Annotated in this window: 29 protein-coding genes, 1 rRNA gene and 1 other annotated feature; of the genes, 27 read left to right on the top strand and 3 right to left on the bottom strand. The window is 45.7% G+C overall.

Annotated features, from left to right (window positions below):
* Window positions 1-311 precede the first annotated feature (311 nt).
* The 3 genes from rrf (at window position 312) to G6R29_RS01505 (ending at window position 1,712) form a co-directional block, all read left to right on the top strand.
* Window positions 312-428 (top strand): 5S ribosomal RNA (rrf, locus tag G6R29_RS01495).
* 126 nt (window positions 429-554) lie between these two features.
* A complete protein-coding gene (locus tag G6R29_RS01500) occupies window positions 555-1,247 on the top strand; it encodes an adaptor protein MecA (protein WP_213808596.1) in 693 nt (230 codons plus the stop codon).
* Window positions 1,248-1,310: 63 nt separating this feature from the next.
* A complete protein-coding gene (locus tag G6R29_RS01505) occupies window positions 1,311-1,712 on the top strand; it encodes a rhodanese-like domain-containing protein (protein ID WP_213808597.1) in 402 nt (133 codons plus the stop codon).
* A 56-nt stretch (window positions 1,713-1,768) separates the two neighbouring features.
* Here G6R29_RS01505 and G6R29_RS01510 read toward each other — a convergent pair whose 3' ends face one another.
* Entirely contained in the window at window positions 1,769-1,954 is a 186-nt protein-coding gene (locus G6R29_RS01510) for a DUF3042 family protein (protein ID WP_213808598.1), read from the bottom strand.
* A gap of 80 nt (window positions 1,955-2,034) precedes the next feature.
* Here G6R29_RS01510 and miaA point away from each other — a divergent pair, with 80 nt between their 5' ends.
* From miaA to trxB, 24 genes are all read left to right on the top strand, one after another.
* Window positions 2,035-2,937 (top strand): tRNA (adenosine(37)-N6)-dimethylallyltransferase MiaA, encoded by a 903-nt coding sequence (gene miaA / locus G6R29_RS01515; protein WP_213808599.1) that lies wholly within the window; start codon window positions 2,035-2,037, stop codon window positions 2,935-2,937.
* A gap of 12 nt (window positions 2,938-2,949) precedes the next feature.
* Complete coding sequence (locus G6R29_RS01520; RefSeq protein WP_213808600.1) at window positions 2,950-3,123, top strand: hypothetical protein; 174 nt, start codon at window positions 2,950-2,952, stop codon at window positions 3,121-3,123.
* Between the two features lie 99 nt (window positions 3,124-3,222).
* Window positions 3,223-4,230, top strand: coding sequence for a rod shape-determining protein (locus G6R29_RS01525; RefSeq protein ID WP_213808601.1), 1,008 nt, complete (start codon window positions 3,223-3,225; stop codon window positions 4,228-4,230).
* A 71-nt stretch (window positions 4,231-4,301) separates the two neighbouring features.
* Entirely contained in the window at window positions 4,302-5,156 is an 855-nt protein-coding gene (gene mreC, locus G6R29_RS01530) for a rod shape-determining protein MreC (RefSeq protein ID WP_213808602.1), read from the top strand.
* Window positions 5,157-5,684, top strand: a complete 528-nt coding sequence (mreD, locus tag G6R29_RS01535) for a rod shape-determining protein MreD (RefSeq protein WP_213808603.1) — start codon at window positions 5,157-5,159, stop codon at window positions 5,682-5,684.
* 40 nt (window positions 5,685-5,724) lie between these two features.
* Window positions 5,725-5,951 (top strand) — a binding site (T-box leader).
* A gap of 49 nt (window positions 5,952-6,000) precedes the next feature.
* Window positions 6,001-6,642, top strand: a complete 642-nt coding sequence (locus tag G6R29_RS01540; protein ID WP_213808604.1) for an amino acid ABC transporter permease — start codon at window positions 6,001-6,003, stop codon at window positions 6,640-6,642.
* Window positions 6,643-6,645: 3 nt separating this feature from the next.
* The gene (locus G6R29_RS01545) at window positions 6,646-7,287 is read left to right on the top strand and encodes an amino acid ABC transporter ATP-binding protein (protein ID WP_213808605.1); all 642 of its coding nucleotides are present in this window, start codon (window positions 6,646-6,648) and stop codon (window positions 7,285-7,287) included.
* Window positions 7,284-8,138 (top strand): amino acid ABC transporter substrate-binding protein, encoded by an 855-nt coding sequence (locus G6R29_RS01550; protein ID WP_213808606.1) that lies wholly within the window; start codon window positions 7,284-7,286, stop codon window positions 8,136-8,138. Before G6R29_RS01545 ends, G6R29_RS01550 begins: the two co-directional genes overlap by 4 nt.
* Window positions 8,139-8,209: 71 nt before the next feature.
* Complete coding sequence (locus G6R29_RS01555; protein WP_213808607.1) at window positions 8,210-9,460, top strand: M16 family metallopeptidase; 1,251 nt, start codon at window positions 8,210-8,212, stop codon at window positions 9,458-9,460.
* A 1-nt stretch (window position 9,461) separates the two neighbouring features.
* Window positions 9,462-10,724, top strand: coding sequence for an EF-P 5-aminopentanol modification-associated protein YfmH (yfmH, locus tag G6R29_RS01560; RefSeq protein WP_213808608.1), 1,263 nt, complete (start codon window positions 9,462-9,464; stop codon window positions 10,722-10,724).
* Between the two features lie 4 nt (window positions 10,725-10,728).
* The gene (locus G6R29_RS01565) at window positions 10,729-11,577 is read left to right on the top strand and encodes a helix-turn-helix domain-containing protein (protein ID WP_213808609.1); all 849 of its coding nucleotides are present in this window, start codon (window positions 10,729-10,731) and stop codon (window positions 11,575-11,577) included.
* Window positions 11,578-11,589: 12 nt separating this feature from the next.
* Complete coding sequence (gene pgsA / locus G6R29_RS01570; protein WP_213808610.1) at window positions 11,590-12,165, top strand: CDP-diacylglycerol--glycerol-3-phosphate 3-phosphatidyltransferase; 576 nt, start codon at window positions 11,590-11,592, stop codon at window positions 12,163-12,165.
* Window positions 12,166-12,290: 125 nt separating this feature from the next.
* Complete coding sequence (recA, locus tag G6R29_RS01575; protein WP_213808611.1) at window positions 12,291-13,406, top strand: recombinase RecA; 1,116 nt, start codon at window positions 12,291-12,293, stop codon at window positions 13,404-13,406.
* Window positions 13,407-13,588: 182 nt separating this feature from the next.
* Window positions 13,589-14,479 carry a phosphate ABC transporter substrate-binding protein PstS family protein gene (locus G6R29_RS01580; RefSeq protein ID WP_213808612.1) on the top strand — a complete coding sequence of 297 codons (891 nt, stop codon included), beginning with the start codon at window positions 13,589-13,591 and terminating at the stop codon, window positions 14,477-14,479.
* Between the two features lie 7 nt (window positions 14,480-14,486).
* Window positions 14,487-15,410 (top strand): phosphate ABC transporter permease subunit PstC, encoded by a 924-nt coding sequence (gene pstC / locus G6R29_RS01585; RefSeq protein ID WP_213808613.1) that lies wholly within the window; start codon window positions 14,487-14,489, stop codon window positions 15,408-15,410.
* Window positions 15,410-16,297, top strand: a complete 888-nt coding sequence (gene pstA / locus G6R29_RS01590) for a phosphate ABC transporter permease PstA (protein ID WP_213808614.1) — start codon at window positions 15,410-15,412, stop codon at window positions 16,295-16,297. Before pstC ends, pstA begins: the two co-directional genes overlap by 1 nt.
* Before the next feature lie 85 nt (window positions 16,298-16,382).
* Window positions 16,383-17,147, top strand: coding sequence for a phosphate ABC transporter ATP-binding protein PstB (pstB, locus tag G6R29_RS01595; protein WP_420798071.1), 765 nt, complete (start codon window positions 16,383-16,385; stop codon window positions 17,145-17,147).
* Window positions 17,144-17,911 (top strand): phosphate ABC transporter ATP-binding protein PstB, encoded by a 768-nt coding sequence (gene pstB, locus G6R29_RS01600; RefSeq protein ID WP_213808616.1) that lies wholly within the window; start codon window positions 17,144-17,146, stop codon window positions 17,909-17,911. The genes pstB (G6R29_RS01595) and pstB (G6R29_RS01600) overlap by 4 nt, the downstream gene beginning before the upstream one ends.
* A 68-nt stretch (window positions 17,912-17,979) precedes the next feature.
* A complete protein-coding gene (gene phoU, locus G6R29_RS01605) occupies window positions 17,980-18,654 on the top strand; it encodes a phosphate signaling complex protein PhoU (RefSeq protein WP_213808617.1) in 675 nt (224 codons plus the stop codon).
* A 106-nt stretch (window positions 18,655-18,760) separates the two neighbouring features.
* The gene (locus G6R29_RS01610) at window positions 18,761-19,117 is read left to right on the top strand and encodes a phage holin family protein (protein ID WP_213808618.1); all 357 of its coding nucleotides are present in this window, start codon (window positions 18,761-18,763) and stop codon (window positions 19,115-19,117) included.
* Between the two features lies 1 nt (window position 19,118).
* Complete coding sequence (gene hprK, locus G6R29_RS01615) at window positions 19,119-20,084, top strand: HPr(Ser) kinase/phosphatase (protein WP_213808619.1); 966 nt, start codon at window positions 19,119-19,121, stop codon at window positions 20,082-20,084.
* Window positions 20,077-21,087, top strand: a complete 1,011-nt coding sequence (locus G6R29_RS01620) for an NAD(P)H-dependent glycerol-3-phosphate dehydrogenase (protein WP_213808620.1) — start codon at window positions 20,077-20,079, stop codon at window positions 21,085-21,087. Before hprK ends, G6R29_RS01620 begins: the two co-directional genes overlap by 8 nt.
* 69 nt (window positions 21,088-21,156) lie before the next feature.
* Window positions 21,157-22,032 (top strand): UTP--glucose-1-phosphate uridylyltransferase GalU, encoded by an 876-nt coding sequence (gene galU, locus G6R29_RS01625; protein ID WP_213808621.1) that lies wholly within the window; start codon window positions 21,157-21,159, stop codon window positions 22,030-22,032.
* A 109-nt stretch (window positions 22,033-22,141) separates the two neighbouring features.
* On the top strand, window positions 22,142-23,080 hold the full coding sequence (gene trxB, locus G6R29_RS01630) for a thioredoxin-disulfide reductase (RefSeq protein ID WP_213808622.1): 939 nt from the start codon (window positions 22,142-22,144) through the stop codon (window positions 23,078-23,080).
* 78 nt (window positions 23,081-23,158) lie between these two features.
* Here trxB and G6R29_RS01635 read toward each other — a convergent pair whose 3' ends face one another.
* Both G6R29_RS01635 and G6R29_RS01640 read right to left on the bottom strand, forming a co-directional pair.
* The gene (locus G6R29_RS01635) at window positions 23,159-23,545 is read right to left on the bottom strand and encodes a VOC family protein (RefSeq protein ID WP_213808623.1); all 387 of its coding nucleotides are present in this window, start codon (window positions 23,543-23,545) and stop codon (window positions 23,159-23,161) included.
* A 35-nt stretch (window positions 23,546-23,580) separates the two neighbouring features.
* On the bottom strand, window positions 23,581-24,294 hold the full coding sequence (locus G6R29_RS01640) for a DUF6198 family protein (RefSeq protein WP_213808624.1): 714 nt from the start codon (window positions 24,292-24,294) through the stop codon (window positions 23,581-23,583).
* Between the last annotated feature and the right edge of the window lies 1 nt (window position 24,295).

Genomic DNA, 24,295 nt, shown 5'->3' on the forward strand with positions numbered 1-24,295 from the left:
AGCTCTTTAGCGCCAAAAGTAGTTGCCGGAACGCTGGCTGCGAGGATAGGACGACGCGATGCCTGTACATATTAGAGAGGAATCAGCATTTTGCTGGTTCCTCTTTTTTTGTGTCCTAAACGATCCAGGCTTGCTTTACTTATATAGGGGTCTAAGGGTTGATTGAAGACAAATGAAAAGGACTGTGTATCAGGGGTCACTGCTTGGAATTTCCTCGATTCTGTTCATAAGGTTTTTTCACGTAATTTTACAACAATAGACTAGACAATTGCTTCGATTCTTTGTAAACTAATTGGTGTAGAAATACACGGTGTCGTGTCGATAGCAAAGAGGAACCACCTGTTCCCATCTCGAACACAGAAGTTAAGCTCTTTAGCGCCAAAAGTAGTTGCCGGAACGCTGGCTGCGAGGATAGGACGATGCGATGCAAAGACTATTAAACAACGGTTGTACCAAGGGTACACTGTTGTTTTTTTTATTATTAACGTTTAAAATATAGTAAATAACATGTTTTAAATGTCTTTGAACCTGTCGGTGAAATTGAGGTGATTCATATGGAAATGGAACGAATTAACGATAACACCATCCGGGTAATGGTCGAAAATGAAGATTTGAAGGAACGCGGCACTTCTATCCGCGACCTCCTTTCAGACCGGAATAAAATTGAATCTTTCTTCTACAACATCCTTTCAGAACTAGACACTGACGACGATTTTGTCGACAACGACAAGGTATCCTTCCAAGTCCTGCCTAATCAAAACGGGTTAGAATTATTTATTTCCCGTTTGGACGAAGAGGGGGCCCTTGGTGATTTACTCGCTTCACTTTCAGAACGTGAAGATGATCAGAATCAAGGTGAAATGCCTGCCATGGATGACTTGTCACTTGAACAAAAAACTGCCTTGCAAGGTTCTGACGGTGGGGAAGTTACTAACGAAAAGCCAATGAGTGGCCGAATGGACACTGTTGTGCTGGATAACTTTGAAAACTTGCTTGCCCTTGTTGCGCTATTGGAAGATTTCCAAGGTCACTCATCGGCATACCGTTATAACGGTGCTTACTATTTGGTCCTTGATTCACGCTTCCTCGACATGACGGCAGCAGAATTGAATGCCATGTATGCCACTCTGATTGAATACGGTCGCTTTGCTAAGCAAGGCGCCACCTACCTCTCTGAGCACGGTGATGTGTTGTTTGAAGAGGGTGCCATTCAATCATTGAACAAAATCTTTGCTTCAGCCGAATAAGTTATGAAGGAATTGAGTAATTCCGGTATAATGGCTGTATTATCTTAATTGGAGTTACTTTCTATGCAAATCTTTAACTTTATTTCCCTCATCTTATTCTTTATCTTGCTTTTCTATCTTGGCTCTGCTGGGCTATCTAACTTCTTGGCTCGTCGTCGTGGAACGGTTTTGAAGGCCAACGCTTTCATTGAAAAGCACAACGAAGAAAACGGGCAGTTGATCGATGTCCGCGAAAAGGAACCATTTAAGCGTTCGCACTTGAAGGGTGCACGCAACATGCCATCAATGACTTTGAGCCAAGGTAAGTCCGGTTTACGAAAAGATATGCCGATCTTTATTTATGGCGAAACACTTGGTTCTGCCGCTGGTGTGGCAAAGCGCCTTCGCAAAGAAGGTGCAAAAAAGGATATGCTCTTCTTGATGGCCGGTGGTTACCGTGCCTTCCAAGCGAAGCAAAAGCGTTAATTTGGCGCAAAAAAAAGAATCGCCAGAAGCGATTCTTTTTATTTGACTTCAATTTATTAGAAACGTGATTGGTGAGCCGCCTTTGAGCGACGAACGGCAGTCTTTGAAACGTCTTCGTATTCTTCGTCTGCCTTTTCAATAGGGGCGATAACCGCCTTCTTGTAACCAAATGCGGAGACCGCGGCTGCGATTACTGAGCCGACGACACCTGTTGCTAATCCTGCTTTAAATCCTTTAGCCATCATTTTCTCCTTTAGTAATTCACGTCTATTATCGTTGATTTTCCGCCATTTGTAAACGGCAATCAGCAGAAAAGAGTCTTATGTCTAAAATCCCAATCATTGTCATCGCTGGTCCAACGGCTTCTGGTAAGTCCGACTTAGCCATGTCTTTGGCAGAACAATTTAATGGTGAACTGGTATCTGCCGACTCGCTTCAAGTTTACAAGAACTTAGACATCGGTACCGCGAAGGCAACACCAGCTGAGCAAAAACGTGTGCCACAGCACTTACTTGATTTAGTGGACGAAACGGCAAACTTTTCCGTCGCCGATTTTTTGACAGAAGCCGACAAAGCCATTCTTGCTATTCATCAACGTGGTAAGTTGCCAATCGTTGTTGGTGGAACTGGTTTTTATGTGAAGGCGTTGCTTGGTCAGCAAGCTTTGGAATTCGGTGAATCAAATGAAGAAGAGGTCAAAAAAGACAGCGCGCTACCCCTGGATGCATTGGTTGAAAAGCTAAAGAAACTGGCCGACTCGGATTTCGTTTCCACTGTTGATCTGAATAACAAGACCCGCGTCGTGCGAGCTATTCAAAAAGCGAAGATGCAACCCCAGGAGAAGACCGTAGCGCGTCCTGAATACGATGCGCTAGTATTGGCGCTCGATTGGCCAAGAGAGGTCCTCTACGGCCGAATTAACCGTCGTGTGCAATTGATGATGGATGCCGGGCTGGAAGAAGAAGCACGTTCATTGTACGAGCTTGGTGGATCAAGCTTGCAAGCGGGCAGGGGAATCGGCTACAAGGAGTTTTATCCCTACTTTGGTGGGGATTTGACTTTGGAAGAGGTCGTGTCAGCCATTCAACAGGACTCCAGACGATATGCAAAAAGACAGCTGACGTATTGGCGCCATCAAATCGCTGGGTTACAATGGATTGACGGGCAAGATGCATGGGCACTTGCCAAAGAAAAAACGAGCGCTTTTTTGAACGAGCGTGTCTGACAGGAGATAAAAATGGATTATTCACAAGCATTGTTGGATTTGCGTGACGGAAAAATTGATGAAATTAACGTGACGCCAGAAACGTTCTCAGACTTTCAAAAAGCCTGGTCAGAGTTTCCATACCAAAACACGGTTAAAGGCATTGCCCACCGTGCTGGAAAAGTGACGTACGTTCGTTCAAAATAGGGTGTTGCTAGCATATATTTGTGCTACAATATTAGCAAGTAAACTAAAATATTAAAATATGGTCAGTCATGGACTGACCCCTAATTGAGAGGCAAGACTGTGGCATTATCATTTGGACAACATAACGTTGGTATCGACTTGGGTACGTCAAACACGTACGTATACGTTGAAGGTAAGGGAATTGTTTTGCGCGAACCTTCAGTGGTTGCAAAGAACACGGAATCTGGCGAAATCATCGCCGTTGGATCAGAAGCACGTGAAATGCTTGGCCGCACGCCAGCATCAATCTCTGCTATTCGTCCAATGCGTGATGGTGTGATTGCTGATTACGACACGACCGTTGCCATGATTTCATACTACTTGAAGAAGGCATTGGGTGGCCGTGTTGGTAAGCCATTTGTAACGTTGGGTGTTCCTGCTAAGATTACGGCCGTTGAACGTCGTGCCGTTATCGACGCTGCTCGTGTCGCTGGTGCACGTGATGCTTACGTATTAGAAGAACCATTCGCAGCAGCCATTGGTGCTGGTTTGCCAGTTATGGAACCAACTGGTTCAATGGTTGTGGACTTTGGTGGTGGAACGACTGACGTCGCTACGATTTCCCTCGGTGGAATCGTGTCATCACGTTCAACGCGCTTTGCCGGCGACAAGTTGAACGAAGCCATCATCTCTTATGTTCGTAACAACAACAACTTGGCCATTGGTGAAACGACGGCTGAACGTTTGAAGATTGAAGTTGGAACGGTTTCTTTGCAAGATGCAAAGAACATGTCAGCTTCAACGGCTCGTGGACGTGACTTGTTGACTGGCTTGCCAAAGACTGTGGAAGTACCAGCCATCGACATCGCACAGGCCATCCAAGACCCCGTAAACGAAATCGTGAACGCCATTCGCGAAACGTTGGAAGCCACGCAACCTGAAATTGCAGCCGACGTTATCGATCACGGAATGGTCTTGACTGGTGGTGGAGCTCAACTCCGCGGTTTGCCAGAAATGATTGAAGCTGTAACGAAGGTTTCCGTCATCGTTGCTGAAGAACCAATGGACGCCGTTGTAAAGGGTGTCGGAGAATCACTGAAGTCATTGGACATCTTGCGCCATAACTAAACTTTGTCAAAACATGAAGCGTAGCGCTTGCGCTACGCTTTTATTTGTCAGAGAGCAAAAGGAAGTATTGTATGCGTAAAATCTTTTCATCCAGGACGTTGGTCCTGTTAATGGTTGGTTTCTTGGTCGTCGTCGGATTGATTGCCGGGTCCAACTGGTGGGCGAAGAAAACGAATAATCCACCATTCTTCCAGCGAGTGGTGAACGATCTGTCCGGTGGTATGGCCAAAGTCATTTCCGTACCATCCAACGCCGTTGGTCACCGTGCCAACTCCTTGGCGAACTTACTAAACACCTTTTCCGAAAACAAGGAACTGAAGGGCAAGTTAGATGGTTACGCTCAAAACAAGGTGCGTTTGCAGACGGTTGAAGAAGAAAACGAATCATTGAAAAAGCAGTTGGGCTTGAAGAAGTCTTTGACTGACTACGAAACGATTCCAGCCGTGACAATTTCACGCTCACCAACCACTTGGAACTCTCAGTTGGTCATCGACAAGGGAGCCCGTTCTGGTTTGAAGAAGGGAATGCCTGTTATGGGTGATTCTGGTGTCATCGGAATTCTTTCCGAAGTAAATACGGTGAACGCCAAGGTTGCTTTGATTTCTGATACCTCTGAAGATTCAAACCGCTTCGCCATCACCGTTCGCTCCGGATCAGGAGACGTGAACGGAATTGTGACGGACTACGATGCCGACAAGAAGATGTTGGTCATGGGTTCAGTGCCAAACTCCGCTAACCTAAACAAAGACGACACCGTTGTGACGTCCGGATTAGGTGGTAAGATTCCTTCTGGATTGCTCGTTGGTAAAATCGCGGATGTTACTTCTGATTCCTATGGTTTGTCGAAGAAGATTTACATTCAGCCAAGCTCTGACTTATCCAAGATTTCAAACGTCTTGGTCGCAAAGAGCAGTTTGGAGTCCTAAATGGCAAGTTGGCAATTTTTCCGTTTAAACATTGCTTTCCCTTTGATTCTTGTGTTGCTGTTCCTGTTGGACGGTAACTTGATGGCTTCTCTTGGAAACTTCTTGTTGCGCGGTTCACTCCACGCCGTACCGATGTTAACTTTGATTTGGTTCTTTTACGCCATTCAGTTTGGCGTAATGGATAAGATGCCATTCTACGTTTATGTGGTTATCATCGGTGTTTTGTACGATATCTTCTACACGGGTATTTTTGGAACCTACACGCTGTCATTCTTGGGCGCATGCTTTGTTATGGAACGACTGCAACCATACTTTGATAGTCGGATGATGTCGGGGCTTTTGCTCTTCTTGATTGGGATGCTAGTCTATCTGGCCGCCACCTATTTTGCTGGAAAAATCATTGGTGTCGGGCATGAATCACACCTGGCATTCTTCATTTTCCTATTGCTGCCAACGTCTGTGTTGAACTTGGTACTAGCAGCAATCTTCTATTATCCCGGATGGTCCTTGTTGCAACGCTTGGGATAAGCTTGCACTTTTACGGATTGCCCGTTATAATTAAGCATGATTTAAATCGTTGACTAGGCGAGTAGCAAGCGGATTCTTTTCAGGAAGCTCACGGTTATTGGAAGTGAGTAAGAACCGCTGGTGAACCACCCCTAGGAGTGCGTTGGTGAACCTTTAGTAGCCATCGTCGGTCGTGCCCGTTACGCACAAACGTTTTTATACGTTATGAGGCCTATTTAGCGATGGATGGGCAACTATGAGGTGGGACCGCGTCTTTTCGCCCTCTAAGCAGCAATGCTTGGAGGGCTTTTTATATTAATTTTATTTTGGAGTATTTATGGCAAATCTAATGAGCTTTCTACCCGGTGTTTTAGCCGGATTAAAGATGACTTTGGGCGTCTTTTTCATTACGATAATCGGATCAGTACCGTTGGGAATCTTGGCTTCCCTTGGAATGAAGTCACCATACTTCACCATTCGTTGGTTGGTTAATGGCTACATCTGGATTATGCGTGGAACACCACTCTTGCTCCAGTTAATTTTTATCTATTATGGTTTAGCAACCGTTGGCTTGCCCTTCGACCGTTTTGAAGCCGCAGCCTTTGCCTTTATCATCAACTACGCTGCTTATCTTGCAGAAATCTTCCGTGGTGGTTTGCAGGCTGTGCCACAGGGACAGTTTGATGCGGCGAAGGTTCTCGGATTATCAAAGACCCAGACTTTCTTCAAAGTCGTTTTGCCACAGGTGATTAAGATTGTCGTTCCATCCTTTGGTAACGAAGTCGTGAACTTGGTAAAGGATACGTCTTTGATTTACGTTATCGGATTGGGGGACATTCTTCGAGCTGGTTCAATTGCGGCCAGTCGTGAGGTGACCTTGCTTCCATATTTGTTGGTTGGAGTTATCTACTTGCTGATGACGGCCATTGTGACATTAATCCTACGCGCATCTGAAAAGCGCTTGAACGTTTGGAGGTAAAAGATGATTAAAATTGAAAACTTATCCAAAAGTTACGGCGAGAAAGTCATCTTCAAAGACCTTTCGATGTCACTTGAAAACGGTGAAATTCTGGCGGTTTTAGGTCCCTCTGGAATTGGGAAGACGACCTTCATCAAGACCCTAACCGGATTGGAAGAAGCACAGTCCGGAACGGTTAACTTAGATGGAAAGGAACTCCAGGTGGGGGACAGTGAATTGACGGCCAAGATTGGCTTGATTTTCCAGGACTTCAATTTATTCCCACACTTGACCGTGAAGAAGAATATTACGTTGGCTCCAGTTTTGACCAAGACGATGTCTGAAGAAGAGGCAGCCGCAAAGGCTGATTCACTACTTGAAAAGCTTGGTTTGTCGGAACAGGCGGACCTTTATCCTTACCAGCTCTCTGGTGGTCAAAAGCAACGTGTTGGGATTGCCCGCGCCTTAGCCATGAACCCTCAGGTCATTGCTTATGATGAACCAACTTCTGGATTGGATGAAAAAGCAACGAAGCAGGTGGCTGATGTCATGCTCGCGCTTAAAGAAGAGGGCGTTGCTCAGTTAGTTGTGACCCACGACTTACCTTTTGCAAAGGATGTTGCGGATCAAACTTTTGATTTTGAAAAAGAGGTAAAGCGCTCGTGATTTCAAAGAAGAGAAAAATCATCGTAAATAGTGTGGTGGCTTTCTTCTTTTTTGTTGGGGTAATCTGGGCCGCCATCATCGTAGCAAAGCCCGGTCAAATGTCAGCTCGAGAGGATCAATGGAGCCGGATTCAAAAAGAAAAGACCATTACCATCGGCCTTGACGATACCTTTGTTCCAATGGGCTTCCGTGATAAGCAGGGAAAGCTTGTTGGTTTTGATATCGACCTTGCTGAAAAGGTGTTTGCCAACCTTGGCATCAAGGTCAAGTGGCAAACGATTGATTGGTCCATGAAGGAAACCGAACTAAACACTGGAAACATTGATGCTCTTTGGAATGGTTACACAAAGACACCTGAACGTGCCAAGCAAGTCGCCTTTTCAAAGAGCTACCACGAATCAAACTTGACGCTCGTGGTAAACAAGACTTCTGGTATTCACCGTTTCTCTGATATGACCGGAAAGACGCTCGGCATCCAAACGGGTTCATCTGCTGAAACGGACTTGAACACTCACCCCGAAATTTTGAAGAATTACCTGGCTGGTCAACAGGCCGTTGGCTACGATACCTTCGACAAGGCCTTCACTGACTTAAACGCCAAGCGCCTCGATGGGTTGCTTGTAGACGAAGACTACGCTCGTTACTACATCGAACACCAGGCTAATCCTGAAAACTACGCCTTGCTGCGTGGTGGCTTTAAGCCTTCAGAAGACGTCGTTGGACTTCGTAAGGGTGATAAGGGATTGCAACAGGCCATTAACCGAGAATTGGATCGTCTCCAAAAGAACGGCTTCATTCGCAACCTTGAAGCACGCTGGTTTGGTCCTCAACCAGATCTTAAAAAGAACTAAATTTGAAACAGCTGTCATTGTGTTTTCAATCGGACGATTGGACCAAGGCGGCTTTTTTAGGAGAAAAACACATGTTAGCAAAATGGCAAGAACAAGGCTTTTTAACAACAGTGAACGATAGCCAAAAAGGAAACGTGAACACGGTCATGGTGGCCTTTGCTCGTCCCGCTAAGAAGGGGCAAACGACTGAACGCGCCCTTTTATCCTACCTGCTGGCCGTCTGCTCCAAAACGTATCAAAACCAACAGGAAGTGTCTCAGAAATTGATGGACCTTTACGGCGCAACATACGCCGTCAAAGTATTATCGTATGGGGATCAAAATCTGCTACTTCTTTCATTGACCTTTGTTAAAGAAGAGCTTTTGAAAGATGAAAACTTGGTTCAAGCGGCCTTGGACTTCTTGAAGGATATGCTTTTTGGCTTTGATTTGGACCTGTTAAAGTCAGAACCGGACATGGTTGAAGCGGAACGGAAAAATCTAAAACAGGCCATTCTATCCCGTTTGGATGATAAGGTGCAGCTAGCACTTGATGAAGCACGTAAACTCGTCTTCGTCGATAAGAGCTTGCAGGAAAGTATCTTGGGGGATGTGAAGACCTTGGATTCTTTGACACTTTCTGATTTAAAGCGGGCTTACGAGGACATGCTGACTGAAGATACCCGTCTCTTTTCTTGCTCTGGCTCCTTAGATAAAGACGTGCTTCAGCAGAATCTGAGAACTTGGCCAGATCAAGAAAATGAACAGGCCGTTCGCTACGCTGAAAAAGGGGAGTTAGCTTCCTTTTCATCGAAAGCCATCGAAAAGGAAGGCCTCGGACAAGCGGCCTTGATTATGAACTATCAGCTCCACTTTAACCAAGAGGAGCTTGGGTCACTCGTCGTGTTGAACGCGCTGTTCGGTGGAACGGCAGCGAGCCGACTCTTTCGTGAAGTTCGCGAAAAGCAAAGTCTCGTCTATAACATCTCATCGCGTCTTCAAGCCGATTTGAACCTGATGACGGTCGTGGCTGAATGTCCTAAGGACAAGGTGGATAAGGTTAAGGTTTTGGTTAACCAAGAGTTGGATGACTTAGCTAATCAGAATATCTCAGATGATGAGTTGAATCGTGCCAAGCAGGCCGTCTTGAATGATCGCCTCATTCGTCTTGACTCACCAACTTTTGTGAATCTGGAAGCGCTGCTCAAGATGCTTCAGAAAGAACCGCTGGATAACGAACAACTTCTGAATGCTGTAAAAAGTGCTAGTTCTTCCTCATTGGCAGACTTAGCCACCCGGATTAAGGCACAAAGTACATTTGTTTTGTCTGGAAAGGAGGCCTAAAATGACCCTTACAACAGATCAATTTACGTTTAAAACAGCGGACGGCCTCACGGTTAACTTGATTGAAAAAACTGGCTACAAACAAGTTATCGGTGCGATTACAGCCCGTTTTGGTTCCTTACAAAACGCTTTTGAAGATGAAAGTGGAAAGCTCGTTTCGGTACCTGCTGGAACGGCTCACTTCCTGGAACATAAGTTGTTCGACAAGGAGGACGGGGATGCGCTGGTCGGCTTTCTCGACCGTGGCGCTGATGCGAACGCCTTTACGTCAAACACGGCGACTTGCTACTACTTCACGGCTACCAGCCAGTTGAAGGAAAACTTGGACCACCTGATGACTTTCGTTGAAGAACCCTATTTCACCGAAGAGAAGGTGGCTCGGGAAAAGGGCATCATTGAAGAAGAAATTGCTTCCTACGAGGATGATCCATTCTGGATGCTCTACCAGGGGATTTTGAAAACAGCTTATCCTGAATCAGCGATTGGTGAAGACATTGCCGGCAGCAAGGAAAGCATCGCAACGATTACGCCGGAACTGCTTTACGACGTCTATAATCACTTTTATCAACCGAAGAACCTCGTGCTCACGGTTGTCGGTGACTTCGACCAGACGGAATTGAAGCACTTTATTGAACAAAAGCAGGCATCTTTTTCTAAGAAAACATTACCGCTTATCAAGTCAGAACCGTCCCAGGCCGTTTCTTCGGTACCGGGAGAAACCGTGAAGAGCTATCCAATCAGTCAACCAAAGTTGGCCCTACTTGCTAACTTACCTTTCAACACGTTCCCGCTTTCTGGAGAAGACCGTGTGAAGGAGCGCTTAATGGCCGAATTCGCCTTTGACCTTATTTTCGGGGAGCAGACGGATTGGTACCAAAAGCAGTATCAAAACGGCGTGTTAGGTGATGATTTCGACTACGAAATCGAAAGCAGCGGTCCCTACTTTTTTGTTACCTTCTTTTCGGCTGGAGAAAATGTTGACCAGCAGATTGAAACCATTCAAAAGCGGTTGGCGGAAGCAAAAGACGTCATTGCCCGGTCCGAATCGGACTTTTCTAGATTAAAGAAGGCCTTAATAGGTGAGAATTTAATCGCTTCAGACCGGCTTTCTAAGCTCGCCCTAGACGAGGATTTAGCCTTGTACGGTCTAAGTTACTCTGATAAAATGAGACTAATAACACAGTTTTGTTTCTGTGATATCGAAAATTACGCTCAGCGGGCCTTTAACGAGGTTGCGTTGACACGCTTTATGATAAAGAAGTAGAAATATGGTTGAAAAATTAACAAGTGAAGTTCGGGAACAATTAAAAGAAGCTCGCGAAAAGAAGGGCTACTCTTTTGAAGAGCTTGGTGAAATTACCAAGATTCAACCCAAGTTCTTGCAAGCAATCGAAGAAGATGATTCGGATGTTTTACCTAGTCCGTTTTACACGCGTGCCTTTGCTAAGAAGTTTGCCCAGGCCGTTGACTTGAATCCGGACGACCTCTTTGAAGAAGTGGACTTCGATCCATACGTCGCTTCTGATTTGACGTATGCCCACCGTGATGAAGACGGGATTGTTCGTGCCGGTGTAAACTCAACGGAAACGTTTAAGTCACGCTTCCGTGGCTTTATTCCAAAGATTTGGTTGGCCATCATCTTGGTTGCTGTTTTGGCCGTTGTATGGTTTGTGATTACACGTATCTCTGGTGGAAGCAATAACTCTTCTGATGATACGGTTCACGTTGCCTCATCCTCCGTTCCACAATCATCGTCTGTTTCATCATCCTCAGCAAACAACTTGAAGTTGGAGAATCCACAAACGGACAACAACGCCAAGAAGACCACATACAACGTGGCAAACTCTTTGACGCAGGGTCACAAGCTCGTGATTAAGGGTCAGGACAATGGTTCAACTTTGAAGGTGACGGACAACAACAATAAGGTCCTCTTCGAAAAGACAATTGCAAAGGATGCAGAAGAAAGCGTTGATTTGCCAGCTAACACGGCAAACGTGACGGTCTTGGCTGGAAACATCACACACGTGAACATGACGTTGAACAACCAACACGTGGATGTACCAAACTTGCCACAGAACACGACAACTTGGTCTGTCCTCTTTAACTTCAACAAGTAAGGAAGTAAACAGATGAATTTACCAAATAAACTAACGATTTTTCGGATTATCTTGATTCCGGTTTTCATGATTTTGCTCTCATGGCCGGGTGAAGAAGCGGCCGTTTTCATGCCCCTTCCTGAATGGAACTGGGTTGCCGCTGCATTGGTCTTTGCCATTGCTTGCATCACTGACTTCTTGGACGGACAAATTGCCCGTCGCCAAAAATTGGTGACAAACTTCGGTAAGTTCTTTGACCCATTGGCCGACAAGCTCTTGGTCATGACGGCTTTGATTTACCTCACGGCCTTCTTGCAAGTGCCAGCCTGGGTAACGACGGTTATCGTTGTCCGCGAATTGGCTGTCACTGGGTTGCGTACTTTGATCGTTGAAAACAATGGCACGGTCTTGGCTGCTGCTTGGCCTGGTAAGATTAAGACCTTCACGCAAATGTTTGCCATCCTCTTCTTGTACTTGAAGGATTGGCCGTTTGCTCTTGTTAACTTCCCACTCGGGGAAATCCTTTTGTACATTGCTGTGTTCTTCACCGTGTACTCAGGAATCGACTACTTCTGGCAAAACCGCTCGGTTTTTTCTGACGGATTATAAGCGCATTATGCGCTTTTTTCGTTTAAATCTATAGACGAAAAAGAAATGCGAACAAATGTTCGAAAAACCCTTGCTTTTTCAAAAACATATCCGTACACTATTTATAGACGAGAAGGAGTTTTCAAATGGTAGCAAAGAAAACGAGTGACGCAAAAAAAGACGGCCGTCAGGCCGCGTTGAACGAAGCGCTCAAAAAAATTGAAAAAAACTTTGGTAAGGGATCCATCATGACGTTGGGTGACAACCAAACAACCCAAGTTGCCACTTCACCATCAGGTTCCGTTAAGCTGGACGTTGCCTTGGGTGTTGGTGGCTATCCTAAGGGCCGTATCGTGGAAGTATATGGACCAGAATCATCTGGTAAGACAACCATTGCCTTACACGCGGTTGCCGAAATCCAAAAGAATGGTGGAACGGCTGCTTACATCGATGCCGAAAACGCGTTGGACGTGAAGTATGCTGAAGCCCTTGGTGTTAAGAAGGACGAATTGTTTTTGTCACAGCCTGACACTGGTGAACAAGGATTGGAAATTGCTGATGCCTTGGTTCAATCTGGTGCTGTTGACATGGTTGTTGTTGATTCCGTTGCTGCTTTGGTTCCCCGTGTGGAAATCGAAGGTGAAATGGGAGACGCCCACGTTGGGTTGCAGGCCCGTTTGATGTCCCAAGCGCTACGTAAGTTGGCTGGAACGTTAAACCGTACTGGAACAATTGCCATTTTCATTAACCAGATTCGAGAAAAGGTCGGGGTGATGTTTGGTAACCCCGAAACCACTCCTGGTGGTCGTGCCTTGAAGTTCTACTCAACGGTTCGTTTGGAAGTGCGTCGTTCAACGCAAATCAAGGATGGTTCTGATGTCACGGGTAACTTGACGAAGGTCAAGGTCGTAAAGAACAAGGTAGCCCCACCATTTAAGGTTGCTGAAGTTGATATCATGTATGGAAAGGGTATTTCTCAAACTGGAGAGATCCTTGACTTGGCCGTTGACCAAGACATCGTTGATAAGGCTGGTTCATGGTATGCTTACCAAGGTGAACGAATTGGTCAGGGTCGTGAAAAGGCCAAGGAATACTTGGATGATCCTGAACATACAGCGCTACGTGAGGATTTGTACCGACAGGTACGTAACGCGTATGGAATCGGTGATGAAGCCGCTACGGAAGCTGGTCCTGATGAAACGGACCAAGCTGACAAGACAGCTTCAAACGATGACGGTTTGACCGACGAGCCAATCATTTAAAATATATGAATTGAAAATCAAATATATTTAAAAAAAGACGTCTAGGACGTCTTTTTTTGTTATAATGGCCTTGTCCTTTACGACTTTGATTGTTTGTCCGATAAAGATAAAACCTTTGGATGTTTAGGACATTTTTTCTGTTGTTAGTACATCTTTTGCACTCATTGGGAGAAAAAACGCTCATGCAAAGATCGCATCGTGGGTCCATTATTGCGACCCTTGTCGTCGTTTTGTTCGCTGGCCTTTTGGTATTTGCTTACCAACATCGAGACAGCGGGCATAACAGTGCACCGATCACAGCGGTTGGATCAACTGCACTACAACCATTGGTTGAAGCAGCCGGAGAAGACTTCCAAAGGTCTAATCCAGGTACTTCTGTCACTGTCCAAGGTGGTGGTTCAGGTACTGGTCTGTCACAGATTGCTCAGGGAGCTGTTTCTCTGGGAAACTCTGATTTGTACGCTGAAGAGAAGAAGGGGATTGATACCAAGAATTTGGTCGATCACCGAGTTGCTGTCGTGGGAATTGTTCCCATCATGAATCAGGGGACTGGTGTTACCAACTTAACTCAGTCACAGTTAACTGACATTTTCACTGGAAAAGTCAAAAACTGGAAAGAAGTAGGTGGTAAGGACCAAGAGATTGTTTTGGTTAACCGTGCTGCTGGTTCTGGAACTCGTGCCGCCTTTGAAAAGTGGGGCATGAACGGTGCTCACTCAAAGGAAGCGCAAGAACAAGATTCATCAGGTATGGTCAAGTCCATTGTGAAGACAACGCCGGGCGCCATCTCATACGTGGCTTTTGCGTATAAGTCTAACGATGTCACGATGGCCAAGGTAAATGGCGTTGAACCAAGCAACGAAAACGTTGAAAACGGTTCATACCCTCTTTGGTCATACGAACATATCTACACGAACGGTAAGGGCAATGCCCAAGTTCAAAAATTCTTGGAATACATGGAAAGTGAATCTTTCCAGAAGAAGTATGTCGAAAAGCTCGGCTACATTTCCATGAACAAGATGAAAATTGACCGTGACCTAAACGGACACGTTACGTTAGTGCAAAAGGGATAGATCAATAATGGATTTAATCACTGAAAAAATTAAAAAGACGTCCTTATCAACAAAGCAGGATCGCTTTGGAAAGGCCATCTCAATTTTGGCCTTGCTCTTCATTGCGGCCATTGTGGTGATGATTTTTGCTTTTGTCATCACACGAGGCTTTGCGACGTTTACAAGCAATAAAATTAACGTTTTTGATTTCTTATTTGGTACCAACTGGAACCCAAGCGTGGTCGATAAAAAGACCGGATTGCCTGGGGTCGGAGCGGCGCCACTTATTATCGGTTCTCTTGCAGTTACTTTCTTGGCTGCCTTGATTGCCACCCCCTTCGCGATTGGTACAGCGGTCTTTATGACCGAAGTTGCCAAGAAGAGAGGGGCAAAGATTATGCAACCAGTCATTGAATTGCTGGTTGGAATTCCTTCTGTTGTTTACGGTGTAATCGGGTTGACGGTTGTTGTCCCATTCGTTCGTAGCATCTTTGGAGGAACTGGTCTGGGGATTCTTTCCGGAACCATCGTTCTCTGCGTCATGATTCTACCAACCATCACTTCCATGACGGTTGATACCTTGAAGGCCGTTCCACGCCACTACCGTGAATCGGCATTGGCCATCGGTGCAACCCGTTGGCAGATGATTTATAAGGTTATTTTGCGAGCAGCGACACCTGGTATTTTGACGGCCATCGTTTTCGGTATGGCCCGTGCCTTCGGTGAAGCTTTGGCCGTTCAAATGGTCATTGGAAACGCGGCAAATATGCCTGAATCATTGGTATCACCATCCGCCACGTTAACTTCTGTGTTGACGATGGGAATTGGAAACACGGTCATGGGCTCACTTCAAAACAATGTTCTCTGGTCGCTGGCCATGATCTTGTTGTTGATGTCCCTTGTCTTTAATATTTTGATTCGTTGGATTGGAAGTAAAGGAGAGTTGAAGTAATGAACGCAAAGACTGCTGACAAAGTCGCAACTGGCGTTATTTATGCCATTGCCGGCTCCGTGGCCCTCGTGTTGTTTGCCATGCTCGCCTTCATTTTGGTGCGTGGCTTGCCACACCTTTCATGGCACTTTCTAACGAGCGCCGCTCGCTCCTTTGAAGCCGGGGGTGGAATTGGAATTCAACTTTTTAATTCCTTCTACCTCTTGATCTTAGCGATGTTAATTTCATTTCCAATCGCTTTGGGCGCTGCCATCTACTTAAATGAATACGCAAAGAAGAACAGCCTCTGGGTTTCCATCGTTCGAACATCAATCGAAGTGATGTCTTCACTTCCATCCGTTGTTGTTGGACTCTTTGGTTTCTTAATTTTCGTTGTGAAGTTCAAGCTTGGTTTCTCTATTTTATCTGGAGCCATTGCTTTGACGATTTTCAACTTACCAATTTTGACACGCTCAATCGAAACATCATTGAGTCAGATTCCAAACTTGCAGCGAGAAGCTGGTGCGGCCCTTGGGCTGTCTCGCTTTGAAACGGTGATTCACATCATCTTGCCAGCTTCCGTTCCATCAATTGTTACTGGAGTGGTTATCTCAGCAGGACGTGTCTTTGGTGAAGCGGCCGCATTGATTTACACGGCCGGTCAATCAGCTCCAACCTTGGACTTTACCGACTGGAACCCATTCAACATGGCGTCGCCACTGTCCCCATTTCGACCTGCTGAAACGCTCGCAGTTCACATTTGGAAGATTAACTCAGAAGGTATCATGCCTGATATCTCCGAAGTTTCTGCTGGTGCGTCTGCCGTTTTGATTATTGTTGTCTTGCTCTTCAATTTCTCAGCACGGCGACTCGGTCAACTTTTGTACAAGAAGTTAACGAAAGCGTGAGGTTAACATGACGAAAAAAGGTCAAGATTTGAAGCCGGTTTCGGATTTTATCCCCGATAAAGCCCCAGACCGTTTTATCTATCAGATGAACGAAGACAAGCACGAAGTGGCCTTGAAGACCGAAGGGCTTCAGGTTCGCTACGGCGATAAGTTAGCGTTGTCCGAAGGAGACCTCTCCTTTGAACGTTACAAGATTACGTCATTAATTGGAGCTTCTGGTTCCGGTAAATCAACTTTCCTTCGTTCATTGAACCGAATGAACGATGGTGTCGCCAACGTTTCTGGAAAAATCATTTACCGTGATTTAGACATTAATTCAAAAGACATTGATGTCTATGAAATGCGTCGTCACATCGGAATGGTTTTCCAACGTCCAAACCCGTTCGCTAAGTCCATCTACGAGAACATTACTTTCCCTTTGACTCGACGTGGAAAGTACACAAAGAATCAGCTTGATGAAATCGTTGAGACAACGTTGAAACAAGCCGCCCTTTGGGACCAGGTCAAAGACGAACTCGATAAGTCCGCCTTGGCTTTGTCTGGTGGACAGGCACAGCGTTTGGTCATCGCTCGCGCACTGGCGTTAAAGCCAGACATTCTCTTGTTGGATGAACCTTCATCAGCCTTGGATCCGATTTCTTCTGCACAATTTGAAGAAACGCTCCTTGAATTGAAGAAGTACTACACGATTATTATCGTGACGCACAACATGCAACAAGCTGCTCGTATTTCGGATTACACGGCTTTCTTCCACCAAGGAAAAGTCATTGAATACGATTTGACTCGTAAAATCTTTACTCGCCCAAAGGTCAAGTTGACCAACGATTATATTTCAGGTAATTTTGGATGACAGAAGAAAAGCAAAGTATCTTAAAAACACGAAACGTGAAGCTCTGGTACGGAAATAAAGAAGCCTTACACGGCATCGATTTGGACTTTCCTAAAAAGGGAATCACCGCTTTGATTGGACCTTCCGGGTCCGGTAAGTCAACCTATCTGCGCGCCCTCAACCGGATGCACGATTTGGAAGACAACATCACGGTAACGGGTTCCTTTGACTTCATGGGGGAAGACATCTACGCGCCAACAACCGATACGGTTGAATTGCGTAAGAAAATTGGAATGGTTTTTCAACAACCAAATCCCTTCCCATTCTCCATCTACGACAACGTCGCCTTTGGCTTGCGCCTTGCTGGGGTGAAGGATAAGGATGTCTTGGATAAGGCTGTAGAAGAATCTTTGAAGGCTGCCTCCATTTGGGAAGAAGTAAAAGACAACTTGAATAAGTCTGCTCTTGGTCTTTCCGGTGGTCAGCAACAACGTGTTTCCATTGCTCGAGTTTTGGCAACAAAGCCAGACCTTTTGCTCTTGGATGAACCAACGTCTGCTTTGGATCCGGTTTCTGCTCACAACATCGAAGAAACGTTGTTGGAGCTTCGTGACCAGTACGCCATGATCATCGTAACGCACTCACTTTCCCAAGCTTCCCGTATTTCTGACCAAACCGCCTTCTTCTTGAACGGTGAAATGGTTGAAAAGGGTGATACGAGAAAGATTTTCATCGACCCTGAAAAGAAGGAAACGGCTGATTACATTTCTGGTCGCTTCGGTTAAGAAACACTTTGAAGACATAATGCCAGCATGGCGAAATTGCGTTATCCTGGATATGAAAGGACATTACTATGCGTCGTTTATTTGATGAAGAATTAGCAGATTTGGATACGAACTTCACTGAAATGGGGGAACAAGTTGCCAAGACGATTCAGGCAGCCGTTCAATCATTTATTAAGCACGACCGTGAAGGGGCCCACAGCATCATTGATCACGACTACAAGATCAACGAACGCGAAGCTGCATTGGAAAAGAAGACCTTCGAAATGATTGCCCTCTACCAGCCCGTTACAACGGACTTGCGTGAAATTGTGACGATTTTGAAGGCGGTCTCAGTACTCGAACGAATGGGTGATCAAGCGCGTAACATCGCTACGTCAACCATCCGTGTGAAGGGAACAAAGCACATCCACGCGATTGAAGAACAGTTGGGTGAGATGGGTGAACTGGTTGCCACGATGGTTTCTGAAGTCATGTCTTACTACGTGAAGAACGATGCCTTGGGTGCCGAAGCCATTGCCGCCAAGAACCACCAGCTTTCAAACGCTGCTGCAAAGGTTCGTACGGACTCTGTCAACGGGATGAAAGAAGACTCTGAGTTAGTTGACTCAGCGGCTGATTACCTTGTGATTGCTGGATACATTAAGCGTATCGGAGACTACACGACCGACATCGCTGAATGGATTGTCTACAAGCGAACGGGTAAGATTATCGAATTGAACCCAGGTTATAACTACTTTATCTAAAAAGCTGTTTAAAACAAGCGGAATGCCTTGAATTGGGCGTTCCGCTTGTTTTTGATTTAACAGAACTTTGCTATAATGGAAGAAGTAAATATATGAAGGAGGGCCTATGCGTTTTTTAATGCAAGCTGCCATTAACATGGCTGTTTTTCTGGCCTGTGCTTTACTTTTCCCAACGGGCTTCATGATGAACAATATGATGGTTGCAGCTGTTGCTGCTGTTATCTTAGCGTTGTTGAACCAATTGGTTAAGCCAATGCTGCTCATCTTGTCTTTGCCATTATTGGTATTCTCATTGGGAAGCTTCTCACTCGTGATTAACGCAGTGATGCTTGAAATGACAGCGCTCTTCGTTCCTGGATTTGGCTTTGCGTCATTTTGGTGGGCCCTGGTGGTCGCCTTGTTACTGACGCTTTGCAACCTGATCTTCATGGATCAGACGAATATCCATATTAGGAGGCAATAATATGGCACAAAAAACTGTTACTGTTAAAGAATTAGTTGACCACACCCGTTTGACGATTGTCTCGGGTCATGATCATTTGGACCGTGAAATCACCACGGCGGACATCTCCCGTCCTGGCTTGGAGATGACTGGTTACTTTACCTACTACGCACCGGAACGTGTGCAGTTGCTCGGAATTACGGAAACGTCATTTTCCGACCGTATGTCGCATGACGAACTGCTGATGGTTTACCGAAAAATGGCGGATAAGAAAACACCAGCTTTCGTGGTTTCCACCGATTTGCCAATCGCAGACGAATTGAAGCAAGCCGCTGAAGAAGCCCAGATTCCAATTTTGACAACGCGTTTGACGTCATCTCAAATTCTTTCCAACATGACCTACTACCTTGGTGGTGAGTTAGCACCTCGTCAATCCGTCCACGGCGTTTTGATTGACGTTCACGGACTAGGGGTCTTGATTACAGGGGATGCCGGGATTGGTAAGACTGAATCCGCTTTGGAATTGATTCAGCAAGGAAAGGCCCGTCTTGTTGCTGATGACCGTGTTGATATTCACCAAGAAGATGAACAGCGTTTGATTGGACAACCATCATCCGTTTTGCAAAACTTGATGGAAGTTCGCGGTGTTGGAATTATTGATGTGCAACAGGTTTACGGTGCCGTATCCGTTCGTTCCCACGCGTCAATCCGCTTGAACATTCACTTGTCCAACGGAAAGATTGGTGAACAAAACTTTGACCGACTCGGTAACGAAAACGAAACGCTGGACATCCTTGGCGTGAAAATTAAGAAGATGGTCGTGCCGGTTACCTCCGGACGCAACACGGCCTCTGTTATCGATGCTGCCGCCGTTAAGTTCCGTACTCAAAACATGGGATACGATGCGCTTGAAACTTTGCAACAGCGTATGGATGCCGAAATCTTAAAGAATCAAAAGACTGATGAAGAGGATAAAAATCATGACTAAAGTCGCCGTTTTAGGTGCAGGTTCCTGGGGAACTGCTTTGGCCAATACCATGGCAAAGAATGGGAATCAGGTGGTGCTCTGGTCCCACAAAGAAGTACAAGCAGCTGAAATTAATGACAAGCACAGCAACGAAAAGTACTTGCCAAAGGCTAAGTTGGAAGCAAATCTTCAAGCAACTGCCGATATGGCTTTCGCCTTGGATGGCGCAGACATCGCCTTAGTGGTTGTTCCAACAAAGGCCATCCGGGAAGTTGGCGGTCAGTTAGCTGATTGCTTGAAGGCGTCAGGACAAAAGGTTATCTTGGCACATGCCACAAAGGGATTGGAACAAGGTACGCACATGCGCATCTCACAGATGTTAGAAGAAGTTGTTCCTGCTGAATGCTATTCAGGTTTGGCCGTTATTTCCGGACCATCCCACGCCGAAGATGTGATTAAGTCAGACTTAACTGCTATCTCAATTGGTTCAACCGATGTGAAGGCAGCACAAGCATTGCAGGAGGCCTTGGCTAACGAGAGTTTCCGTCCTTACACGAATTCAGACCTCGTTGGGTCCGAACTCGGAGGGGCCTTGAAAAACATCATCGCCATTGGATCAGGAATGTTAATTGGTAAGGGGTACGGTGCAAACGCGCAAGCCGCTTTGCTGACCCGCGGTTTGGTTGAAATTCGTCAGGTTGGAAAAGCCCTTGGGGCAAACGCCGAAACCTTCCTTGGACTGGCTGGTATCGGTGATTTGATTGTGACAGGGATGTCACCCAACTCACGTAACTACCGTGCTGGACGTTCTCTTGGTCAAGGAAAGGCCCTTTCTCAAGTGGAAGAAGAGATGGGGATGGTTATTGAAGGGGTGAACACGGTGAAGGCTGTTTACGACCTGCAATCAAGTTTGAAACTCGACTTGCCAATCACTTCTGCCCTCTACCGGGTCATCTACGAAGAAGAGTCAATCGACTCTGCCATCAAGGATTTGATGACTCGTCCATTGAAGGCTGAAGATTAATCAAGACTTTGTTATAATAGACAAGAATGATTTTGGTGCAGATTTGTACCTTTAAGAAAGTAGGATAGAATGAAACCTGTACGTAAAGCTGTTATCCCAGCCGCTGGGTTGGGTACGCGTTTCTTGCCAGCCACGAAGGCATTGGCCAAGGAAATGTTGCCAATTGTGGATACGCCAACGATTGAATACATCGTGCGTGAAGCAATCGATTCTGGAATTGAAGACATCGTGATCGTTGACGGTAAGTCAAAGCGCTCAATCGAAGATCACTTTGATTCAAACCCTGAATTGGAAAACAACTTGCGCGAAAAGAACAAGTTGGAATTGTTGAACCTCGTTGAGGAAACGACGGACATCAACATGTACTTCATTCGTCAATCTCACCCTAAGGGATTGGGAGACGCTATCTTGACTGCTAAGAGCTTCATTGGCGACGAACCATTTGTTGTGTTGCTTGGTGATGACTTGATGCAAGACGAAGTACCTTTGACAAAGCAATTGATCGAACGTTACAACGAAACGGGTGAATCAACGTTGGCCGTTATGGAAGTTCCTCACGACCAAGTTTCATCATACGGCGTGATCGACCCAGCCGCTAAGGTAAAGGACGATGGTTTGTACCGCGTGAAGTCATTTGTTGAAAAGCCAGCTCCTGAAGATGCTCCTTCAGACTTGGCTATCATCGGACGTTACTTGCTCACGCCTGAAATCTTTGAAGAACTCGAAAACACAAAGCCTGGTAAGGGTGGCGAAATCCAATTGACGGATGCCATCGATACCTTGAACGATCGTCAACATGTATACGCCCACAACTTCAAGGGACGTCGTTACGATATCGGTTCAAAGATTGGTTTCTTGCAAACCAACATCGAATTCGGATTGAAGCATCCTCAAGTTAAGGATGAACTCCGTGCATACATTAAGGAAATGGCTGCAAAGCTCTAATCCTAATAAAAGAAGAGAGGTATATACCTCTCTTCTTTTTTATTCGACAACTTTTTATAATAAGGTTAAAATAGAGAATACGAAATTCATTTTAAAGGGAGGCATTGTCATGTCAGAAGAAAAGCAATACGATGTCATTATTATCGGGGCTGGACCAGCTGGTATGACCGCTGCCACCTATGCTTCACGTGCCGAATTGAAGACGATTATGATCGACCAAGGAATCTACGGTGGTCAGATGAACAACACGGCCGAAGTTGAAAACTACCCTGGTTATAACAACATCATGGGCCCAGATTTGGCTGAAAAGATGTATGCCTCTTCAACGCAGTTTGGAGCCGAATACACCTTTGGAACGGTTTCATCAGTTGAAGTCTTGGATAACCAAGAAAAGATTGTTCACACGGACATGGGGGACTTCCAAGCACCGGCTGTAATTGTTGCGACTGGTTCAGAACACGTGCACCTTGGTGTCGACGGTGAAGAAGAATACCAAGGAAAAGGTGTTTCATACTGTGCCGTCTGTGATGGCGCCTTCTTTAAGGGTGAAGTCGTAGCCGTTGTCGGTGGTGGTGATTCTGCCGTCGAAGAAGGTCTCTACCTTGCGGATGTTGTTGATCACGTTACGATTTTCGTCCGTGGCGACAAGCTGAAGGCGCAGCCAATCTTGCAACAACGTGCGATGAAAAAGGATAACATCGAGTTTGTCTGGAACACGGAAGTGACAAGCATCAACGGTGATGGCGAAGAAGTGAAATCTGTTAACTTGCACAATAACAAGACGGGTGAGGATTCGACTTTTGAAACAGCCGGTGTATTCATCTACATCGGTTTGAAACCAAACACCGAAAAGATTGCTGATTTGGGCATCACCGACGAACAAGGTTGGGTGATTGCTGACAAGTCCATGGAAACAAAGATTCCTGGTGTCTTTGCGGCAGGGGATGTCTTGGTTAAGGAGCTCCGTCAAATCACCACAGCAATCGGTGACGGTGGCCAAGCAGGGCAATCGGCATACAATTACGTATCAGCTATAAAGGCTCGTTAAAACGTCTAATATCGCTTTTAAAAGCAAATTAAAAAGCCTCGGCTCATCTTACGATGAACCAAGGCTTTTTTTATTCTCTTACTTTTGAACCTTTTCACAGAATTCCAAAGTCATACCGTCTGGTGTGCGGACGTTGAAGAACTTAATGCCGTGTTCCCAGAAAGGCAAGTGTTGAACTTCTTTGTCCATCACATCCAAGCCCATCTTCTTGGCTTCTTCAAAAGCTTTGTCAGCATCTGACGTGTTCATTGACACGTGGTTGATAGCACCAGGTGCTTCCGTTCCTTCATCGGACAACCAAGTCTCGATGATCAGGTGTCCGTATTGCATGAACTTAACTGGTCCGGCAGAAAAGTCACCAATCTTTTTAAAACCGATGCTCTCCCAGAACTTTTCGGCGCGGTCCAAGTCCTTTGTTGGAACACCAACGTGTTGAATATCGTCAAAGTAATCAGTTAATGCCATGTTGCATTCTCCTTTTTATACTGACAGGGGGAAGTTTACTCAACTTCGATTCCCTGGTGTTTCAGGTTCTTGAAGACCTTTGTATCAGCCCATCCAGTGATGTTTCCCTGGAAAAGGAAGGCAAAGATCGTACCCAAACCGTAGTTTGAGAAATCAGGAACCGCAATTAATGCTACCACACCAATGATTGTTGGTGGAATATAAGATACCCACATCGCTAATCCGGCACGACCGTTGAAGTACTTGAAACGCAAGATCTGCATCAAGTCATCTGCAGGGTGCAACACAACGTTGGTACGTTGGTAGATTGAGATGGCGATGGCAATCATTGAAACACCTACGAAGTTCAAAAGAACATACAAGATAACCATTGGCCATCCGTGTGCTTCAGGCATCCATTGGTTGAAAGCGTTTGAGAAAAGACCAATCAAGAATGAGAAGGGCATGATGAAGGCGATGTTTCCAAAGAAACGAAGCCAGTCAACTTTGTGCTCCAAAATCATGTTCATGATGGCAATCAAAACACCAACGGAGAAGAAGACAAGGGACAAGCCAACAGAGGTGTTTCCCATAAAGGAAATGTTCCAACCGTTTTCAGCAGCAGTCCAATAAGCAGACCCCAAAAATGCGGGGTGAATCTTTTGACTCGTAGCAATCGTCAAAACGTTTCCCATGGCGTTAATCACCAAAGAAAAGGCGAAGTAGGATAGGGTGGTTCCCCATCCTAACGTACGGGTGCTATTTTTCATA

Source organism: Fructobacillus broussonetiae (assembly GCF_018437275.1).
In the GTDB taxonomy this organism is placed as follows: Bacteria; Bacillota; Bacilli; order Lactobacillales; family Lactobacillaceae; genus Fructobacillus; species Fructobacillus broussonetiae.

Excerpts from the sequence above, each read along its gene's own strand:
- G6R29_RS01635 (WP_213808623.1), bottom strand. The coding sequence starts at position 23,545 with ATGGCATTAACTGATTACTTTGACGATATTCAACACGTTGGTGTTCCA.
- pstA (WP_213808614.1), top strand. The coding sequence starts at position 15,410 with ATGAACGCAAAGACTGCTGACAAAGTCGCAACTGGCGTTATTTATGCC.
- yfmH (WP_213808608.1), top strand. The coding sequence starts at position 9,462 with ATGACCCTTACAACAGATCAATTTACGTTTAAAACAGCGGACGGCCTC.
- G6R29_RS01565 (WP_213808609.1), top strand. The coding sequence starts at position 10,729 with ATGGTTGAAAAATTAACAAGTGAAGTTCGGGAACAATTAAAAGAAGCT.
- mreC (WP_213808602.1), top strand. The coding sequence starts at position 4,302 with ATGCGTAAAATCTTTTCATCCAGGACGTTGGTCCTGTTAATGGTTGGT.
- G6R29_RS01545 (WP_213808605.1), top strand. The coding sequence starts at position 6,646 with ATGATTAAAATTGAAAACTTATCCAAAAGTTACGGCGAGAAAGTCATC.
- galU (WP_213808621.1), top strand. The coding sequence starts at position 21,157 with ATGAAACCTGTACGTAAAGCTGTTATCCCAGCCGCTGGGTTGGGTACG.
- G6R29_RS01500 (WP_213808596.1), top strand. The coding sequence starts at position 555 with ATGGAAATGGAACGAATTAACGATAACACCATCCGGGTAATGGTCGAA.
- pstB (WP_420798071.1), top strand. The coding sequence starts at position 16,383 with ATGAACGAAGACAAGCACGAAGTGGCCTTGAAGACCGAAGGGCTTCAG.
- G6R29_RS01610 (WP_213808618.1), top strand. The coding sequence starts at position 18,761 with ATGCGTTTTTTAATGCAAGCTGCCATTAACATGGCTGTTTTTCTGGCC.
- G6R29_RS01620 (WP_213808620.1), top strand. The coding sequence starts at position 20,077 with ATGACTAAAGTCGCCGTTTTAGGTGCAGGTTCCTGGGGAACTGCTTTG.
- G6R29_RS01555 (WP_213808607.1), top strand. The coding sequence starts at position 8,210 with ATGTTAGCAAAATGGCAAGAACAAGGCTTTTTAACAACAGTGAACGAT.
- G6R29_RS01505 (WP_213808597.1), top strand. The coding sequence starts at position 1,311 with ATGCAAATCTTTAACTTTATTTCCCTCATCTTATTCTTTATCTTGCTT.
- miaA (WP_213808599.1), top strand. The coding sequence starts at position 2,035 with ATGTCTAAAATCCCAATCATTGTCATCGCTGGTCCAACGGCTTCTGGT.
- trxB (WP_213808622.1), top strand. The coding sequence starts at position 22,142 with ATGTCAGAAGAAAAGCAATACGATGTCATTATTATCGGGGCTGGACCA.
- pstC (WP_213808613.1), top strand. The coding sequence starts at position 14,487 with ATGGATTTAATCACTGAAAAAATTAAAAAGACGTCCTTATCAACAAAG.
- phoU (WP_213808617.1), top strand. The coding sequence starts at position 17,980 with ATGCGTCGTTTATTTGATGAAGAATTAGCAGATTTGGATACGAACTTC.
- mreD (WP_213808603.1), top strand. The coding sequence starts at position 5,157 with ATGGCAAGTTGGCAATTTTTCCGTTTAAACATTGCTTTCCCTTTGATT.
- G6R29_RS01510 (WP_213808598.1), bottom strand. The coding sequence starts at position 1,954 with ATGGCTAAAGGATTTAAAGCAGGATTAGCAACAGGTGTCGTCGGCTCA.
- G6R29_RS01640 (WP_213808624.1), bottom strand. The coding sequence starts at position 24,294 with ATGAAAAATAGCACCCGTACGTTAGGATGGGGAACCACCCTATCCTAC.
- pstB (WP_213808616.1), top strand. The coding sequence starts at position 17,144 with ATGACAGAAGAAAAGCAAAGTATCTTAAAAACACGAAACGTGAAGCTC.
- hprK (WP_213808619.1), top strand. The coding sequence starts at position 19,119 with ATGGCACAAAAAACTGTTACTGTTAAAGAATTAGTTGACCACACCCGT.
- G6R29_RS01580 (WP_213808612.1), top strand. The coding sequence starts at position 13,589 with ATGCAAAGATCGCATCGTGGGTCCATTATTGCGACCCTTGTCGTCGTT.
- pgsA (WP_213808610.1), top strand. The coding sequence starts at position 11,590 with ATGAATTTACCAAATAAACTAACGATTTTTCGGATTATCTTGATTCCG.
- G6R29_RS01540 (WP_213808604.1), top strand. The coding sequence starts at position 6,001 with ATGGCAAATCTAATGAGCTTTCTACCCGGTGTTTTAGCCGGATTAAAG.
- recA (WP_213808611.1), top strand. The coding sequence starts at position 12,291 with ATGGTAGCAAAGAAAACGAGTGACGCAAAAAAAGACGGCCGTCAGGCC.
- G6R29_RS01520 (WP_213808600.1), top strand. The coding sequence starts at position 2,950 with ATGGATTATTCACAAGCATTGTTGGATTTGCGTGACGGAAAAATTGAT.